General features: G+C 33.3%; 19 protein-coding genes. All 19 read left to right on the forward strand.

Going from position 1 to position 18904, the window contains the following annotated elements:
- The gene (locus MG_RS00445) at positions 1–1209 is read left to right on the forward strand and encodes an ABC transporter ATP-binding protein (RefSeq protein WP_010869322.1); all 1209 of its coding nucleotides are present in this window, start codon (positions 1–3) and stop codon (positions 1207–1209) included.
- Positions 1209–3755, forward strand: coding sequence for an ATP-binding cassette domain-containing protein (locus MG_RS00450; RefSeq protein WP_009885637.1), 2547 nt, complete (start codon positions 1209–1211; stop codon positions 3753–3755). Before MG_RS00445 ends, MG_RS00450 begins: the two co-directional genes overlap by 1 nt.
- 55 nt (positions 3756–3810) lie before the next feature.
- Positions 3811–4224 carry a 50S ribosomal protein L11 gene (rplK, locus tag MG_RS00455; protein WP_009885638.1) on the forward strand — a complete coding sequence of 138 codons (414 nt, stop codon included), beginning with the start codon at positions 3811–3813 and terminating at the stop codon, positions 4222–4224.
- Positions 4224–4904, forward strand: a complete 681-nt coding sequence (rplA, locus tag MG_RS00460; protein WP_010869323.1) for a 50S ribosomal protein L1 — start codon at positions 4224–4226, stop codon at positions 4902–4904. Before rplK ends, rplA begins: the two co-directional genes overlap by 1 nt.
- A complete protein-coding gene (gene pth, locus MG_RS00465; RefSeq protein ID WP_009885642.1) occupies positions 4904–5473 on the forward strand; it encodes an aminoacyl-tRNA hydrolase in 570 nt (189 codons plus the stop codon). Before rplA ends, pth begins: the two co-directional genes overlap by 1 nt.
- Positions 5466–6338 (forward strand): tRNA lysidine(34) synthetase TilS, encoded by an 873-nt coding sequence (gene tilS / locus MG_RS00470; protein ID WP_010869324.1) that lies wholly within the window; start codon positions 5466–5468, stop codon positions 6336–6338. Before pth ends, tilS begins: the two co-directional genes overlap by 8 nt.
- Positions 6339–7274 carry an HPr(Ser) kinase/phosphatase gene (gene hprK / locus MG_RS00475; protein ID WP_010869325.1) on the forward strand — a complete coding sequence of 312 codons (936 nt, stop codon included), beginning with the start codon at positions 6339–6341 and terminating at the stop codon, positions 7272–7274. It begins immediately after the preceding gene.
- Entirely contained in the window at positions 7267–8415 is a 1149-nt protein-coding gene (lgt, locus tag MG_RS00480) for a prolipoprotein diacylglyceryl transferase (protein WP_009885643.1), read from the forward strand. The genes hprK and lgt overlap by 8 nt, the downstream gene beginning before the upstream one ends.
- Before the next feature lie 28 nt (positions 8416–8443).
- The gene (rpsL, locus tag MG_RS00485) at positions 8444–8863 is read left to right on the forward strand and encodes a 30S ribosomal protein S12 (RefSeq protein ID WP_010869326.1); all 420 of its coding nucleotides are present in this window, start codon (positions 8444–8446) and stop codon (positions 8861–8863) included.
- Between the two features lie 16 nt (positions 8864–8879).
- Positions 8880–9347: a 30S ribosomal protein S7 gene (gene rpsG, locus MG_RS00490; protein WP_009885645.1), complete on the forward strand. Its 468-nt coding sequence runs from the start codon at positions 8880–8882 to the stop codon at positions 9345–9347.
- Between the two features lie 9 nt (positions 9348–9356).
- Positions 9357–11423, forward strand: a complete 2067-nt coding sequence (gene fusA / locus MG_RS00495) for an elongation factor G (RefSeq protein ID WP_009885646.1) — start codon at positions 9357–9359, stop codon at positions 11421–11423.
- 51 nt (positions 11424–11474) lie between these two features.
- The gene (rpsF, locus tag MG_RS00500) at positions 11475–12101 is read left to right on the forward strand and encodes a 30S ribosomal protein S6 (protein ID WP_009885647.1); all 627 of its coding nucleotides are present in this window, start codon (positions 11475–11477) and stop codon (positions 12099–12101) included.
- Positions 12102–12584 carry a single-stranded DNA-binding protein gene (locus MG_RS00505; RefSeq protein WP_010869327.1) on the forward strand — a complete coding sequence of 161 codons (483 nt, stop codon included), beginning with the start codon at positions 12102–12104 and terminating at the stop codon, positions 12582–12584.
- Complete coding sequence (gene rpsR / locus MG_RS00510; protein ID WP_009885648.1) at positions 12577–12891, forward strand: 30S ribosomal protein S18; 315 nt, start codon at positions 12577–12579, stop codon at positions 12889–12891. Before MG_RS00505 ends, rpsR begins: the two co-directional genes overlap by 8 nt.
- A gap of 2 nt (positions 12892–12893) precedes the next feature.
- Positions 12894–13346, forward strand: a complete 453-nt coding sequence (gene rplI, locus MG_RS00515; protein ID WP_009885649.1) for a 50S ribosomal protein L9 — start codon at positions 12894–12896, stop codon at positions 13344–13346.
- A complete protein-coding gene (locus MG_RS00520; RefSeq protein WP_010869329.1) occupies positions 13330–14736 on the forward strand; it encodes a replicative DNA helicase in 1407 nt (468 codons plus the stop codon). The genes rplI and MG_RS00520 overlap by 17 nt, the downstream gene beginning before the upstream one ends.
- A 3-nt stretch (positions 14737–14739) precedes the next feature.
- The gene (locus tag MG_RS00525; protein WP_009885652.1) at positions 14740–15936 is read left to right on the forward strand and encodes an MG095/MPN233 family lipoprotein; all 1197 of its coding nucleotides are present in this window, start codon (positions 14740–14742) and stop codon (positions 15934–15936) included.
- Between the two features lie 183 nt (positions 15937–16119).
- The gene (locus tag MG_RS00530; RefSeq protein ID WP_010869330.1) at positions 16120–18072 is read left to right on the forward strand and encodes a DUF240 domain-containing protein; all 1953 of its coding nucleotides are present in this window, start codon (positions 16120–16122) and stop codon (positions 18070–18072) included.
- 62 nt (positions 18073–18134) lie between these two features.
- Positions 18135–18866, forward strand: a complete 732-nt coding sequence (gene ung, locus MG_RS00535) for a uracil-DNA glycosylase (RefSeq protein ID WP_014894390.1) — start codon at positions 18135–18137, stop codon at positions 18864–18866.
- Positions 18867–18904: the final 38 nt, after the last annotated feature.

Below are 18904 nucleotides of genomic sequence, written 5' to 3' on the forward strand. Positions count from 1 at the left end.
ATGGCACTTAAAAGAAGTAATTTCTTTGTTGATAAAGACCAACAACTAAAGGATAATTTGATCTTAGACATCACTGATTTACATGTTAACTTTAAGGTTAAAGATGGGATCTTACATGCTGTTAGAGGGATTGATCTTAAGGTAGAGAGGGGTAGTATTGTAGGGATTGTAGGTGAATCAGGCAGCGGTAAATCAGTGAGTGTTAAATCAATTATTGGTTTTAATGACAATGCACAAACTAAAGCCAAACTGATGAACTTTAAAAACGTTGATATTACCAAACTAAAGAAACACCAGTGGAAGTATTATAGAGGGACATATGTCTCTTATATTTCCCAAGACCCATTGTTTTCTCTAAACCCAACAATGACGATAGGAAAACAAGTAAAAGAAGCGATTTATGTGGCTTCAAAAAGAAGGTATTTCCAAGCTAAATCAGACTTAAAATTTGCTTTATCAAATAAGGAGATTGACAAAAAAACTTATAAAAGTAAACTAAAAGAGATCAAACAAACCTACCAACAAAAAATAAAACCTATCAATGTAGAGAAAAAAACCTTAGAGATCCTGCAGTTCATTGGTATTAATGATGCCAAGAAACGTTTAAAGGCATTCCCAAGTGAGTTTTCAGGAGGGATGAGACAGAGAATTGTGATTGCTATTGCAGTAGCAACTGAACCTGATTTAATTATTGCTGATGAACCTACTACTGCACTTGATGTAACTATTCAAGCTAAGGTATTAACTTTAATTAAACAACTCCGTGATCTACTTAATATCACTATTATCTTTATTAGTCACAATATCTCTTTAATTGCTAATTTCTGTGACTTTGTTTATGTTATGTATGCAGGGAAAATTGTAGAACAGGGTCTGGTTGAAGAGATCTTTACAAATCCACTCCATCCCTATACATGGGCATTGATTTCTTCAATTCCTGAACAGAAAGATAAAAACAAACCACTAACTTCTATCCCTGGAGTTATTCCTAACATGTTAACCCCACCAAAGGGTGATGCTTTCGCTAGTAGAAACCAATATGCTCTAGCAATTGACTTTGAATACCATCCACCCTTTTTTGAAGTTACTAAAACCCATAAAGCAGCAACTTGATTGCTGCATCCCCAAGCCCCTAAAGTTGAACCACCTCAAGCGGTTATTGATAACATTACCTTAACCAAAAAAGCACTGCAATTTAAAGATCAATAATGGAAAACCAAAACACAAAAAAACCACTTGTTAATGTTAAGGCTTTGAGCATGATGTTCAAGGTCAGAGGAACTCTTTTTAAAGCCCTTGATGAAATTGGTTTTACTGTTAATGAAGGGGACTTCTTTGGGGTTATTGGTGAGAGTGGTAGTGGTAAATCAACCACGGGAAAATGTTTGATTAGATTAAACATTCCTAGTGGTGGAAAGATTGAGATTGCCAACCACTTACTCTCAGGAAAAAAACTTACTAAAGAGAATAACCAGTGGTTAAAACAAAACATCCAAATGGTGTTTCAAGACCCTTATTCATCTATTAACCCTACTAAAAATGTGCTAACTGTGATTTCAGAACCGCTGGTAATTAGTAAAACTGTTTTTGGGGAAACAAAACAATACTTAAAGAGTTTGCAAAAGCTCTCTTTTAAAGTAAAGAAAACATTGTTAAGGAATGATATTGAACTTGAAACCAAGTTTCACAATAACTTTTTTAAAACCGTTATTAAGCAAATTAATGAATCATTGTTTAACTTTGAAGATCTTGATTACAAGGATTTAAAACCATCACATTTAAGGCAAAGAATCATAAATGAAACAGATAAATTCATTGAAAAAATTAGAAGTGAGTTTGCCCTTTTTTATGATTTTTATGCTAACCAATCAGTACCCTTGCAAAAGGCATTAGATGATGCGAATTCCTCTTTAACACCATCTAGTGTTATTGAGTTAAAAAACCAGTTAAAAGCATTACAAAAACAAGCAAAGATTTCAAAGGCAGCATGGGATATTTTACAAGCCCTAAAGCAAAACCAAAAGGAGTTGAAAGATTATGAAAATTATGTCCATTTTGAACTCCAAAAAAAGCCACGAATCTATCTTAATACCTGACTTTTAACAACCAAAAGCTACATTAAAGATTCCAAGCAAAACATGCAGCTTACTGATGATATCTTTGCTTTTTCATATAACAGTATGGTTGACAAGAAAAGAAACTTGGTTTTAATTCTTTCTAAATACTATAAGCTGTTACCTTATTTCTATGACCAATCAGTATTTGATAATGCTGATCAATTTGATGAAATTGCTAACCTTATCTTTTTTGATTTAGTTGAAACATTGCTTGGTGTAACTAGTTTATTTAATGATGCATTAGCAGCTGATAAAGTCCCACTAATTAAGTTTGCTAAGTTCTTAAATAAGTTATGTGACTTGCGCTTTTTAACCTTAAAAAAGAGCTTTAAAAAAACAAGAGTAAGTTGTAGCTTTAGTTTTAACAGTGAACCTGAAATCTTGTTTGCCAACAGCTGCTATGATTTGCAACAAATGCCTCAAATCATTAAACCCTTTTGAGAGAAGCTTTTTAATGAACAGAACTACCAAAAGATTATTGATTCAGTTTCAAGACTGAATGTAATGATTGCAAATTACATTACCAAAGCTTTTGAAATTAAAAAAACTATTGATGAAAAACTAAGGGAGTTTAAACAACAAAATTTAGCTTTAAAAAAAGCTTATTCAGCTAACAAGAAAAGTGAGGCAAACAAAGCTTCCATTAATGAGTTAAAAGTCAATTTAAAAACACTTAAAAAACAGCTTAAACAAGAGAAAAATACTACTAAAAAACAATCAAAAAAGGAATTAAAACCACTTTTAAAAGAACACCATACTGCTTTAAAACTCCATGATGAGTTTAACCATGATTTACGCAAGTGGTTCAAAAAACTTAACTTTATGGTTAAGAAATACAACCGACTGGAAAACAGCCAGAAAAAGTTTTGTTTAGTTAAAAAGTTAAAAGCGCTTTTCAAAAAACAGGATGAAACACTGCAAAGTGAATTAAGACCAAAACTAAAAACATTTGGTGTAATTAACTTTGAGTACAAACGTGCAGTCAAAGAGTCCAATGTCTTTCGATTGGTGCATTTTGCTAAAAATATCTTTAAACCATTCTTGTTTTTTAACCTCACCAAGATTTTTATGAGAAATAAGGTCTATGAAGCACTTGATAGTGTTGGTTTAAAAAGAGAACATGCTTACAGATACCCCCATGAATTTTCAGGCGGACAAAGACAAAGAATTGCTATTGCCCGTGCTTTAATCACTAAACCCAAACTGATTATTGCAGATGAATTGATTAGTGCACTTGATGTTTCTATCCAAGCCCAAGTTATTAACATCTTGAAAGACTTGGCTAAAAAACACAACTTAACTGTGCTTTTCATTGCCCATGATTTATCAATGGTGCAAACTGTTTGTAACCGTTTGATCATTATGCATAGGGGCAAGATTGTTGAACGGGGCAGTGTGGATGAGATCTTTTCAAATCCAGTTCATCCCTACACCCGTTCCCTAATAAAAGCATCTCCTAAGTTAAGCAAAATCAATGTTGATCTCGCTTCTTTTGATGAAAACTTCACTTATGATAGTGATTATTCACTAACCAATATGCCCTTTTATATTAAAGTTCCTAACAGTGAAGAACATGAACTTTACTGTACTCAAAAGCAATTTGATAGTTGAATCAAAGAGGCTACGCCGATAAATTAATTTAAAATTTTCCAAAAATGTGGGAGCTAATTAAGCGTTTGTACCACAGCAAAATATGGCTAAAAAAACAGTTACAAGAATCGCTAAGATTAACCTAATTGGCGGACAAGCAAAACCTGGCCCTGCGCTTGCTTCTGTAGGGATTAATATGGGTGAGTTTACCAAACAATTTAATGAAAAAACCAAGGATAGACAAGGTGAAACGATCCCTTGTATAATCACTGCTTTTAACGATAAATCATTTACTTTTGTCTTAAAAACTACCCCTGTTAGTAACTTAATTAAACAAGCTGCTAAACTAGAAAAAGGTGCTAAAAATGCAAAAACTATTGTTGGAAAAATCTCCTTACAACAAGCTAAGGAGATTGCGCAATACAAGTTAGTTGATCTTAATGCTAACACAGTTGAAGCAGCATTAAAAATGGTGTTAGGTACAGCTAAACAGATGGGAATAGAGGTAACTGATTAATGAAAAAACTATCAAAAAGGATGCAAGCTGTTACCAAGCTCATTGATAAAAACAAACTTTATCCTATCCAAGAAGCATTTGAATTAATTAAAAAAACAGCAATTACTAAGTTTGTCAGTTCAGTTGATATTGCTGTTAGTTTAAACCTTGATACTACTAAAGCTGAACAACAGTTAAGAGGTGCAATTGCTTTTCCTTTTAGTATTGGTAAATCTATCAGAATTTTAGCTATCACTGATGATGAGAAAAAAGCTAGTGAAGCAGGTGCTGATTTTGTTGGTGGGCTTGATAAGATAGAAGCGATAAAAAATGGCTGATTAGATTTTGATCTAATTATCACTTCTCCCAAGTTCATGGGAGCATTAGGTAAACTAGGAAAACTATTAGGAACCAGGGGATTGATGCCAAACCCAAAAACTGAAACAGTTACTGATGATGTAGTTAGTGCTATTAAAGCTTATAAAAAGGGTAAGAAAGAATATCGAACTGATTCATTTGGCAACATCCACCTCTCTTTAGGTAAAACAGATACCAAAACTGAGCACTTGGTTGCTAATGCCATGGCTTTAATAGATTTAATTAAGTCTAAACGTCCTAGCACAGTCAAAGGTACTTACATTAAAAATATTGCTTTGACAACAACAATGGGACCAAGTTTAAAAGTAAAGCTACCTGATTAATGCCCACCTATAAACTAATTGTTGGTTTAGGTAACTTAGGTAAAAAGTATGAGAAAACTCGCCATAATGCTGGTTTTATGGTGTTAGATAGACTAGCTAGTTTATTCCACTTAAACTTTGATAAAACCAACAAGTTAGGTGATTATCTTTTTATTAAAGAAAAAGCAGCAATCTTAGCAAAACCTGCTACCTTTATGAATAATAGCGGTCTTTTTGTGAAATGGTTACAAGATCACTTTCAAATTCCGCTTGCAAACATAATGATAGTCCATGATGAAATAGCGTTTGATTTGGGAGTAATTAGGCTTAAAATGCAAGGGAGTGCTAACAATCATAATGGCATAAAATCAGTAATTAGACATTTAGATACTGAACAGTTCAATCGTTTACGCTTTGGGATTAAATCACAAAATACGAGTAACATATTGCATGAACAGGTAATGAGTGAATTCCAGAATAGTGAACTGACTAAACTGGAAGTTGCGATTACAAAGTCTGTTGAACTGTTGAAGCGTTATATTGAAGGAGAAGAGTTACAAAGGTTAATGGAATATTATCATCATGGCTAGTGAAAAACAATATATAGCAGGGGTTTCAGGTGGATCTGATTCAATGCTAATGCTTAAACTTTACCAAAAGAAGATTGCTTGTGTTGTTCATGTCAATTACAACACCAGATCAACCTCATTACGTGATCAAAAGTTAGTAGAACAATATTGTCAAAAATTAAATATTCCACTGGTTGTTCACACTGTTGATCCTGATCTAGTTTGAAAGAAGAACTTTCAAAATCAGGCACGGAAAATCCGCTTTGATCAGTTTAAAAAGACTGCAAAGCTATACCAGACCAACAAGTTATTATTAGCTCATCACCGTGATGATTTCATTGAGCAGGCCAAAATGCAACTAGATGCAAAAAAACGTGCTGTTTACTATGGGATTAAAACCAGGTGTGAATTGTATGGTTTGAAAATCTACCGTCCCCTAATGAAATACTGAAAAGATGAAATCATTGCCCTCTGTAGACAAGACCATATCCCTTATGAGATTGATGAAACTAACAAGTTACCTATTTATAAGCGCAATGAAGTGAGGTTAGAGATAGAAAAATGGTCTAAAATCGAAAAAGAACAGTTTTATATTGCTATCTGTGCAATGAACAAAACAATTGCTCAAAAACTGTTTGTATTAATGAAAAAAGCTAAAAAATGGTTATTACAACCTGATGTTAGGGAATTGAAACGGTTTTCAATTATTGATCAAAAACAGTTAATTTATAGCTATCTTATTTATCACAAGATTAATGTTAATGGTGAGAAAATTGATGCTATCCTTGATTTTATCCAACCTAGTCAACAAAAACAATACCGCTTGCAAAACGATATCTTTTTGATGGTGAAAAACCAGTGTTTAGCACTTTTATACAAAAGCTAAATGAAACATTTAACTGTCAAAGCATTAGTTTTGCAATTTAATGATTGTATCCAACTCATTGATGGTAAAAACAACATAGATAATGTGATTACTATCCCTGGGTTAAAAAGGAGTGTTTTTGAACTATTAGGACTATTTTGTAAGCCAATTGGTTCAGTTGCTATTTTAGGTAAACGTGAATTTATTTTTTTAAATCAAAAGCCAGTTGAGCAACAGAAAAAGATTATTGCAAACCTCTTGAAACTCAAACCACCTGCAGTTATTCTAACCAAGTCATTTCTTGATTGTGGTGTTTTGTTAGCTGTTAATCAAACTTATCAAGTTCCTATTTTAAAAACTAACTTGTTTTCAACTGAACTCTCTTTTACTGTTGAAACCTATATTAACGAGCAATTTGCTACTGTTCAAAAGTTACATGGGGTTTTACTTGAAATCTTTGGTGTTGGGGTATTTTTAGAAGGAAAGAGTGGGATTGGTAAATCTGAAAGTGCTTTAGATTTAATTAATAAAAACCACCTTCTAATAGGTGATGATGCTATTGAGATCTACAGATTAGGCAATAGGTTATTTGGTAGAGCACAAGCACTGGCAAAAGGCTTTATGGAGATTAGAGGTCTTGGCATCATTAATATTGAACGTGCTTATGGGTTACAGATTACAAAAGAACAAACTGAAATCCAACTAGCAATTAGTTTGTTGAGTTTAGAGGAGAAAAACAACGCTAGTTTTGAGCGCTTAGGCAGTGATTTAAAACTAAAAAATCTGCTTGGGGTTAAGATTAGTTACTATCAGATCCCTATCTCTTCAGGTAGAAAAACAAGCGAAATTATTGAAAGTGCAGTAATCGATTTTAAACTTAAGAAAAGTGGTTACAATTCAGCAAACGAGTTTATCTTAAAGCAACGTGCCATGTTAGAAGAACAAACTGATGAATAGACCAAGTTGATCAACTGCATTTAATATTGGTGGTGGATTTCCCATCCAGTGGTATGGGATCATTGTCTCAATTGGCATTATTTTTGCCATTTTAATGTTTGTCTTTAAACTGATTTATTGTTACAAATTACAAGACAACAGTTTTTATTTTTTTATCTTTATTGCTGTTTTAACGATGGTTTTAGGCGCTCGCCTCTGGTCATTTGTAATTGGTGATTCCAATTTTGCTAACAACAATTTCTTTGATTTTCGTAACGGTGGATTGGCCATTCAGGGTGGGATTTTGTTAACCAGTATTGTCGGAGTAATCTATTTCAACTTCTTTTTAAATAGTAAGACCAATAAAACCAAAACGATTGCTGAATTACTGAATAATAAGAATGAAATAAAAGCTGTTTATGTTGAAAGAAATATCTCTGTTCTAGTGATGTTAGATCTGATTGCTCCTTGTGTTTTAATTGGTCAAGCAATTGGCAGATGGGGTAATTTTTTCAACCAAGAAGTTTATGGGTTTGCTTTAGCTGGAACAATGAATGATCCCCAAGCATTGGCTAATACCCAGTGGGGATTTTTAAAGATCTTAATGCCTAAGGTTTGGGATGGGATGTGGATTGATGGTCAGTTTCGCATTCCGCTCTTTTTAATTGAGTCATTTTTTAACACTATTTTCTTTGTGTTAATTTACTTTGTAATGGATTTTATTAGGGGAGTTAAAAGTGGCACAATTGGTTTTAGTTATTTTCTTGCTACTGGAATCATTCGTTTAATCTTGGAAAACTTTAGAGACCAAACCTTTTATTTTCAAACTTCAATAACCACTAGTATTTTGTTTATTGTCGTTGGTATTTTAGGAATTTTTTATTGCCAGTTTATCCATGTCAAATTAAGAAATTACTTCTGAACTTATTTCTTTCTTTATGCCTTTTATAAAGTAGCTGCTTTTTTCACTACACTTTTTTTGAATAACAGAAAGCAAATGGCACAACAGAAGTTTGCTTTTTATGAAAAATCACTTCCCAATAAGAAGCGTTCTTTTTTTGAAATGAAGTATTACAATGATGTAACAACACCCAAAATTTATCGTTTAACTGATCAGGAAATGAAGTTATTTGATAAATTAGAGGCAGTTACAACCAGCTAGATTTTGTTAGAATACTTCAGTTGTCTATATGGCTACAATAGCGCAATTAATTAGAAAACCACGCCAAAAAAAGAAGGTTAAATCAAAGTCACCTGCACTCCATTATAACCTCAACCTTTTAAACAAAAAAACTACCAATGTTTACTCACCACTAAAGCGTGGTGTTTGCACCAGGGTTGGCACCATGACCCCCAGAAAACCTAATTCTGCACTAAGAAAGTATGCTAAGGTTAGACTTACAAATGGCTTTGAAGTACTTGCTTATATCCCAGGAGAAGGTCATAACCTACAAGAACACAGTGTTACTTTATTAAGGGGGGGTAGAGTAAAAGATCTCCCTGGAGTTAGATACCATATTGTTCGTGGTACTTTAGATACAGTTGGTGTTGACAAAAGAAGACAACAACGTTCTGCATATGGCGCTAAAAAACCAAAACCAAAATCTTAACTTGATCAGTTAAATAATGAGAAAAAATCGTGCTTTAAAAAGAACTGTTTTACCCGATCCTGTTTTTAACAACACACTGGTTACAAGGATTATTAATGTCATCATGAAAGATGGCAAGAAGGGTTTAGCACAACGCATCTTGTATGGTGCTTTTGAGATCATTGAAAAACGCACCAACCAACAACCTTTAACTGTCTTTGAAAAAGCAGTTGATAATGTTATGCCCCGCTTAGAGTTAAAAGTGAGAAGAATTGCTGGTTCTAACTACCAAGTACCAACTGAAGTTCCCCCTGACAGAAGGATTGCTTTAGCACTAAGATGGATTGTGATCTTTGCTAACAAAAGAAATGAAAAAACAATGCTTGAACGTGTTGCTAATGAAATTATTGATGCTTTTAATAACACGGGTGCTAGTGTTAAAAAGAAGGATGATACTCACAAGATGGCAGAAGCTAACAAAGCCTTTGCCCACATGCGTTGGTAGTTATTTATTATGTCAAGAACAGTTGATTTAAAAAACTTCCGTAACTTTGGCATTATGGCCCATATTGATGCTGGGAAAACCACCACATCAGAACGTATTTTGTTCCATTCAGGTAGAATTCACAAGATTGGTGAAACCCATGATGGTGAATCAGTGATGGACTGGATGGAACAAGAAAAAGAAAGGGGTATTACTATCACCTCTGCAGCCACTTCAGTGAGCTGAAAAAACTGCAGCTTAAACTTGATTGACACTCCTGGCCATGTTGACTTTACAGTTGAAGTGGAGCGTAGCTTAAGGGTTTTGGATGGAGCAATTGCGGTATTGGATGCTCAAATGGGAGTAGAACCACAAACTGAAACAGTATGAAGACAAGCTTCACGCTATGAAGTACCACGGGTAATCTTTGTTAATAAGATGGATAAAACCGGTGCTAACTTTGAGCGCTCTGTTTTATCAATTCAACAACGCTTGGGAGTGAAAGCTGTTCCTATTCAATTTCCCATAGGTGCTGAAAATGATTTCAATGGCATCATTGATATCATCACTAAAAAAGCTTATTTTTTTGATGGTAATAAAGAGGAAAATGCTATTGAAAAACCAATTCCTGAACAGTATGTTGATCAAGTTGAAAAACTTTACAACAACTTAGTTGAAGAAGTTGCTAGTTTAGATGATCAACTCATGGCTGATTATCTAGATGGTAAACCAATTGAAATTGATGCAATTAAAAATGCAATTAGAAACGGGGTAATTCACTGTAAGTTTTTCCCGGTATTGTGTGGTTCAGCATTTAAAAACAAGGGAATTAAACTCTTACTTGATGCAGTGGTTGATTTTCTCCCTTCACCTGTTGATGTCCCACCTGCTAAAGCAATTGATGCAAACAACAAAGAGATATCTATTAAAGCTAGTGATGATGCTAACTTTATTGGCTTAGCATTTAAAGTTGCTACTGATCCTTTTGTTGGTAGATTAACTTTTATTAGGGTTTATGCAGGAGTTTTAAAATCTGGTTCTTATGTTAAGAATGTTAGAAAAAACAAAAAGGAAAGGGTATCACGTTTAGTGAAAATGCACGCACAAAATCGCAATGAAATTGATGAAATTAGAGCAGGGGATATCTGTGCAGTAATTGGCTTGAAAGATACTACTACTGGAGAAACTTTAACTGATGATAAGCTTGATGTGCAACTAGAAGCAATGCAATTTGCTGAACCAGTGATCTCTTTAGCAGTAGAACCTAAAACTAAAGCAGATCAGGAAAAGATGTCAATTGCTTTATCAAAACTAGCAGAAGAAGATCCTACTTTTAAAACCTTTAGTGATCCTGAAACAGGGCAAACTATTATTGCTGGAATGGGTGAGTTACACCTTGATATCTTAGTTGATAGGATGAAACGTGAATTTAAGGTAGAAGTTAACATTGGTGCACCTCAAGTTAGCTTTCGTGAAACCTTTAAATCAACTAGTGAAGTTGAGGGTAAATACATCAAACAATCAGGTGGTAGAGGTCAATATGGACATGTTAAAATCCGTTTTGAACCTAATAAAGATAAGGGCTTTGAATTTGTTGATAAGATTGTGGGCGGAAGGATTCCAAGGGAATATATTAAACCAGTTCAAACTGGTCTTGAAAATGCAATGAATTCAGGTCCTTTAGCAGGTTACCCAATGATTGATATTAAAGCTACCTTATTTGATGGTTCTTTCCATGAAGTTGACTCAAGTGAAATGGCTTTTAAAATTGCTGCATCCTTAGCTTTAAAAGAAGCAGGTAAACAATGTAACCCAGTTTTACTTGAACCTATTATGGCAATAGAAGTTACTGTACCTGAACAGTACTTTGGGGATACAATGGGTGATATCAGTTCAAGAAGAGGGATCATTGAAGGTACTGAACAACGTGATAATGTTCAACTAATAAAAGCAAAAGTACCTTTAAAAGAGATGTTTGGTTATGCCACTGATTTACGCTCTTTTTCCCAAGGTAGGGGTAATTATGTAATGCAATTTAGCCATTATGCTGAAACTCCTAAAAGCGTTGTTAATGAGATAATTGCTAATAAAAAATAGATACTTAATAAAAATATAACTTTACTCAATGAGTTTTTCCAAAAAGTTTTTATGCACTACAATATCATTCTTTTAGTTGATGGTACGCTTAGTTTAGAACAAGCTAACCAAGTTGAACAAAAACACCAAAAATTGCTTGAAAAGGCAACTGAATTTAAAAGTGAATACTTAGGTTTAAAAGAGTTGGCTTACCCCATTAAAAAGCAACTTTCTGCTCACTATTACAGATGGAGTTTTCATGGTGAAAGCAATTGTACTAAGGAGTTTAAAAGAGCTGCTAACATCAATAAGCAGATAATAAGAGAGTTAATTATTAACAGAGAAAAAGACTATGGTTATTTAGGTTCAGTTAACCCTAAAAAACAACAACTGTCTTTGCAGAAGCTAACCAAGTATAATGAGATTATTGCTAGTGAAAATAATCCTGATAACCCAGATGCGCCTGTCACTTCTGGTCTAGCTTCTGTTAAACCACGGCTATCAAGAGTTGAAAAACAAAAGGAACGTGAACTTGAAAAGTGAACGGTTGTTCACCAATCAGGTAACTTTGATACTGTACAGATCAATCCTTATCGTCCTAGGATAAAACGCTTTTTACAAAACAACCAACAAACCTCCCAAGCTAATAATAACCAACCTCGTTTTCAAAATCAATTTAAAAAAGGAGCAAAACCTTAGATGAACCGGGTCTTCTTGTTTGGTAAACTCAGTTTTACTCCCAACCGTTTACAGACAAAAAATGGTACGTTAGGAGCTACTTTTTCCATGGAATGTCTTGATTCCAGTGGTTTTAATAATGCCAAATCATTCATTAGAGTAACTGCTTGAGGTAAAGTTGCTAGTTTTATTGTTGCTCAAAATCCTGGGGTGATGCTTTTTGTAGAAGGAAGATTAACTACATATAAAATTACTAACAGTGAAAATAAAAACACCTATGCTTTACAAGTAACTGCTGATAAGATCTTTCATCCTGATGAAAAAACTACCAATGAAGAACCTATTAAATCAACTGTAGTTGATTCACCCTTTATGAATCCCAAAGCAAGTGTTACAGAAGCTGAGTTTGAACAAGCATTCCCCCATCAAGATGAAACTGATTTTAACAACATTACCCCTATATTTGAAAATGATGTCCAACTAGAGGAGGAAAGTGATGATTAATAAAGAACAGGATTTAAACCAATTAGAAACCAACCAAGAACAGAGTGTTGAACAAAACCAAACTGATGAAAAGCGCAAGCCAAAACCAAACTTTAAAAGAGCAAAAAAATATTGTCGATTTTGCGCCATAGGTCAACTAAGGATTGATTTTATTGATGATTTGGAAGCAATCAAACGCTTTCTCAGTCCCTATGCAAAGATTAATCCTAGAAGAATTACAGGTAATTGCAACATGCACCAACGTCATGTAGCTAATGCTCTAAAACGAGCACGTTACCTAGCTTTAGTGCCATTTATTAAAGATTAAATATGAAGATAATTTTGAAGCAAGATGTTGCTAAATTAGGCAAGCGGTTTGATGTTGTTGAAGTTAAAGATGGGTTTGCTATCCATTTTTTATTTCCCAAAAAACTAGCTGCACCTTTAACAAAGAAAGCAATTGCTAACCGTGATTTGTTTTTAAAACAACAACAAGAACAATACCAAAAAAATCGTGCCTTAGCTGAAAAATTGAAACTAGTAATTGAACAAACACCATTAACTTTTCAACTCAAACAACACGATGGCAAGCCATATGGTTCAATCATCACCAAACAAATAATTAATTTAGCAAAACAACAAAGACTTGATTTACAGCGCTTTATGTTTAAAGATAATGTGCGCTTACAGTTTGGTGAACACAAACTAATTTTGCACCTTTTTGAGGAGATAACTGCAACTTTAACTGTTATAGTGAACCCTGAAAATGGGACAACAAACTAGTTTTAAATATGCAAATGATAGCAACATTGAACGTGCTGAAAGACGTTTGATGCAAGCAGTTGCTCAAAACAGTGAGGGCATTGATCTAATTTTCAATAAACTTGAACCAATTGATTTTTTTGCAACCCCTTTCAAACTCATTTTTCAAACTGCAAAAGAAAACTACCAATTAAATAACCCTATTATTGGTTCTGGTTTACTAGAAGCGGTTAAGTTTAAACTTGATGCTAATGATCAATCCACTAAAAGTGAACTTGAAATTTTATTCACAAAGATCTTATTAATCCGTTTACCACCTAACCAAACAGAGATTAAAACACTGGTTGATGTTGTTAAAAAAGCTTCTATTTTTCGCAGGTTACAACAGTTTGCTAAGCGTGTTTACAACGAGGAATTTAAGTTAAAAGAAGATCGTTTTGAAGGCTATTTACAAGCTATTCAAGATGATTTTGTCAAGATTATCCACAGTGCTTTTAGTAACATCTTTGCTTTTAGCTATGATGAGATTGCCAATCAAGAGGAAGCATTAATTAAAAAGGTTCACCGTGGGGAATTGATCATCAGTGGACTTTCAAGTGGATTTTTAAAATTAGATCAACTTACATCAGGTTGAAAACCAGGAGAGTTAATAGTAATAGCAGCTCGCCCAGGTAGAGGTAAAACTGCCCTTTTGATTAATTTTATGGCTAGTGCAGCTAAACAAATTGATCCTAAAACTGATGTGGTCCTCTTCTTTAGTTTAGAGATGCGTAACCGGGAAATTTACCAAAGGCACTTAATGCATGAAAGTCAAACTAGTTACACACTAACCAACCGGCAAAGGATTAATAATGTCTTTGAAGAGTTAATGGAAGCATCTTCAAGGATCAAAAACTTACCTATTAAACTCTTTGATTACAGTAGTTTAACACTCCAAGAGATCAGAAACCAAATTACTGAAGTGAGTAAAACCAGTAATGTTAGGTTAGTAATTATTGACTATTTACAACTTGTTAATGCTTTAAAAAATAACTATGGTTTGACAAGACAACAAGAAGTGACAATGATCTCTCAATCACTTAAAGCATTCGCTAAGGAGTTTAATACCCCTATTATTGCTGCAGCTCAACTTTCTAGAAGGATTGAAGAAAGGAAAGATTCCAGACCAATTCTTTCTGATTTAAGAGAATCAGGTTCAATTGAACAGGATGCGGATATGGTTTTATTTATCCATAGAACTAATGATGATAAAAAAGAACAGGAAGAGGAGAACACAAACTTGTTTGAAGTGGAGCTTATCTTAGAAAAGAACAGAAATGGTCCCAATGGCAAAGTTAAACTAAACTTTCGCAGTGACACTTCTTCTTTTATTAGTCAATATTCCCCTAGTTTTGATGACCAATACAGTTAATTTATGAAACTGAAGTTTTACAAACTACCTTTAATTACTACAGCATTTAGTTTTGTATTTTTAACTGCTTGTTCAACACCCCAATCTTCCTTTTTTCTCCCTGCACAAACAACTATTAGTACTTTAAAAATTAATGGTATGGAAAACAAAACAGGTTATTTTCTTGAAACGCAGCGTTCTCGTGGTAGTTACAATCCCACCGCTTCACTTACTATGATTAAGTTAGGAGATGAAAAAGAGTTTAAAAACGTAGATACAACCAAGCAAGATGAAGTTTTGTTTGCCAACATTTATGGTGGAATCTCTTCATTGCTTAACTTCAGAATTATCCAACCGATGTTAACCTACTGAAACTTAGTTAACAACTCATTAAGTCAGATTGGTAGTACTAATGACTTAATTACATTCAAAGATAGTGGATATAAAGATCAACTTGCAAAAGCGCTTGCTAACAATCTCATAGTTGCTGATGAAGGTAATAATAACTTTTGGTTTGGTTTAAAAGCCCTAAAGTTTGATACGGTTAAACTCCAAGCTAATAATACTGCTACTAGTTCAACAAGAGCTTCAACTACTCAAAATACTAATAATAAGATTGATGCACGTGAAAAAATCACCATTAATGGGAATGGTGGAACAAATAATGATCAAAATGCTACTGTTCAAAAGTTGATAGGTATTGAAAATATTGAAGTTGAGTTTAGCTTTGTTAAAACTGGTTTTAATGGAAATGAGATTAAGTTTGAAGATTATGTAACAGATTCTTCCCCCACAACATCTTTATTAAAGCAAGTTTGAAAAAGTAAGTGAAATACCGAGTTGACCCACACCAGCTTTAAATTCAAACTCAATTCTTTCAATGTTTTGTTAACTTATCAATTGGAAGCAAACCAAAAAAGCCAATATCTTCCCAATGGCTTTAGCTTTCTTTTTCCATCTAATTTAGAAGGAAAGATAGATAGTTCAAAAAGCTATTGAAACAATCTTGTTGATTTTTCAAAAAGAACCACAAATGAAGAGAACACAATGCTACTAACTGATTTGCAAAAGAAACAAGATCAAGTGAATCGGTTTGTTGGTTTTATTGGTCAAAACCACTTTACTTTAAGTGCTAACAGCATTAATGAAAAGCAGTTTAACGATGCTAGTACTGCTGATTTTTTTAAAGCAATCTTTCAAAAAGTGAGTATCAATGAATAACAATTTTAGCCATTCAGTTTTGAAAAGAAAAGTTTAAATTAATGGTAAAATTATTCATTAAACTTTCCTTGTTAGTTGTAGTTTTCAATACTGTTTGTATTTCGAAGTTCATTTTAAAAAATTCGTAGTTCTAGATCTTTAAAATATGTTTATTTAATTGTCTTTTTTAATTTCATAAATTGTTTGAAAACACAAAAAAATATCTTTAAGGTCAAGGCCTTACTACTTTCACTTTTTTCTGCTGCTGTTACCATCACTATTTTTGCTTTACCTATCTTTGCAAACAATGGTTCTAAAACTGATTTAGGTTTGCTTTCTAAAAATAGTGCTGATTTTTTAGGTAGTTCAAAAAGAAGTCTTGCTGGCTTTGATACTCCTTTTAGTCCAGATAACCTCCAGTATTTAGAAAAAGAAACTGATTATGATCAGAACTTTAAAAGTTTTACTGAAAAGTTTAAAGATGAAAAAATAACTAACAACCAACTTGGTATTGTTGATATCTATAACTTATTCAGTGGTTTTCACAAGAGTGTCAAAAGCACAGTTGACTTAATGAACCAACTGCAAAAGCAAGTTGAAGCTGCTAATGCTATCTTCCCAGTTGATGATGCTTTTGTTAAATTACCTAAAGTACCTACTGAATTATTTAAGTTAGTTGATGATAATGTCTTTCCTAAGTTAAATCCTAAGGGCTTAAATATCTCTGATAATATTGCTGCACTTTTTGAAAGATATAACCTTAAATCGATTGAACTTAAGAACTTTGACTTAGCTTTCTTGAGAAAAGCTGATGTAATTATCAAAGACAAGGTTCGATATAACTTTGAGATGCAAATGCAGTTTCAAACTGTTTATGTTGGTGGAGGGAATACCGTTATTAACTTAGACTTTACTTTAAAAGCCCAAACCGTTAACTTTGCTAACCTCCAAGATTTACAAAACACTTTTGTTAAAGTTGGTAATGATCTTTCCACCCAACTCTTTTGGATTCCAACTGTTAATAAATTAACTGATAATGCAGGTAATGATCTTACCCATATTGCTAAAACTGTGATTGGTGAATCGTTTTTCCAAACCAATGTTAACTTAGCTAAATCAGTTATTGAATATGATAAGGTTCAACCATTGGTTAAACAAGCTTTTGAAGAGCGAGTTTTAACTCCTTTCAAAAAGGAAAGAGAAGCTGCTAAAAAAGCTTATGAAGAAGAACAACGTCGCTTGGAAGAGGAACGTAAGCGTCAACTAGAAGAGCTAAGGAGAAGAGAAGCTGAGGAGAAAAGAAAAGCTGAAGAAGCAAAACGAAATCAAGAAAAAGCACGCAGAGAAAGAGAAGCTTATGAAAAATCATTTAACTCCTTTAAAGACTTTAAATTTTACTGGTTAACTAAAGGTAAAGATGTTACTAAAAAAGCTGATTTAATTGATGCACTTAAAACCGCTATTGCTACACCAGCATACAGAAATAGAACATTCTCTTTATTAATCAAAGGTTTTGCTAGTGGAGTTGAACGTTATTTCAACGCTAACAAGAATGATAAAGAGTTGAAAAAACTTGCATTTGGTGAAAAAGGGATCCAATTCCCTAGAGCAGATGCTGGGGTAAATGGTCTTTACATGAGTAATTTTTTGAGGCATGAATTGACAAGCAAAGCAAAATTTTCACTTAACCTAAAAGATATAAAAGTTGAAAATACGGTTGAAGATACTCAATTGTATTGGAAGGATAATGGCATTCATTTAAAGCAAGCCAATCCTTATAAATTCAATCTAAATATCAAGATCAAGTACAACGGCTGGTATAATGTCCACTGGTGAAACTGGCTCCCTGCTAAAATTTTAGGGATTCCTACAGACTGAAGTGGTGAGATGAATTTAACATTTGTTGTCAACGGTGACCTATCAGAAATTGTTGATAAACATGATTACCCTGGTACTTTCTTTCAATTTACCGATAAAAATGAATTGCTATTTACCTTAGCAGTTAGAGAACAAATTAAGGTTGATAATAATCATTTTATGGGTCTGTTAAAAAGCCAAAACCTTCATAATCTTCAGCTTGCTTCTGGTGCTACAAAACCTCCTGTTGTTGATTTAGCTAGTTATTTCCACTTTGTATTATTGACTGAAAAATCTTAATCTATTAAGAAATTTTTGATCAGTTACTTTTACCTAGATAAATTTAAAGTTTATTTGTGGTAATGGATGATCTATTCCAAAGAATGGTTAGCTGTGTTCTACCGTCATGAAGAGCTTTTATTGATGAGGAAGTTAAAAAACCTTATTTTCAAGCTTTATTAGAAAAATTAAAGGCTTTAAAAGCAACAATAATTCCAAAACCAGAACTTATTTTCCGTGTTTTTAGCTTCTTTAAGCCAATTGATACAAAGGTAATTATCTTTGGTCAAGATCCCTATCCTAGTCCTAATGATGCTTGTGGACTTGCTTTTGCATCCAATAATTCCAAAACCCCTGCCAGCTTAAAAAGAATAATTTTACGTTTAGAAAAAGAATATCCTTCGCTTAAACAAGAAAGTAGTTGACAACAAAACTTCCTATTGAATTGAGCAGAACAGGGCGTTTTATTACTAAATGGAATTTTAACAACTACTGTATTTATACGCAACGCCCATAAAAATTGGGGTTGGGAGGAGTTTAACTGTAATTTGCTAACTTTTCTAAAAAATCAAAACATTAAACCGCTGTTGGTATTTCTGGGTGTTCAAACTAAAAACTTTGTTGTTAAGAGTATTGGTAATGTTGATGGATTTGAGCATTTATCATATCCCCATCCCTCACCACTAAGTGGTAATTTGTTTCTAACAAACCCTAACGATCTGTTTAAAACAATTAACAATTGGTTGAAACAACATAACCAAAAAATAATTAACTGAGCAGTTGTTAAAAATGCTAGTTTTGACCAATTAAGTTAATTAAAAACAAAGCTGTAGTTGACACTTGTTTATTGATT

It is taken from the genome of Mycoplasmoides genitalium G37 (assembly GCF_000027325.1).
In the GTDB taxonomy this organism is placed as follows: domain Bacteria; phylum Bacillota_I; class Bacilli_A; order Mycoplasmatales; family Mycoplasmoidaceae; genus Mycoplasmoides; species Mycoplasmoides genitalium.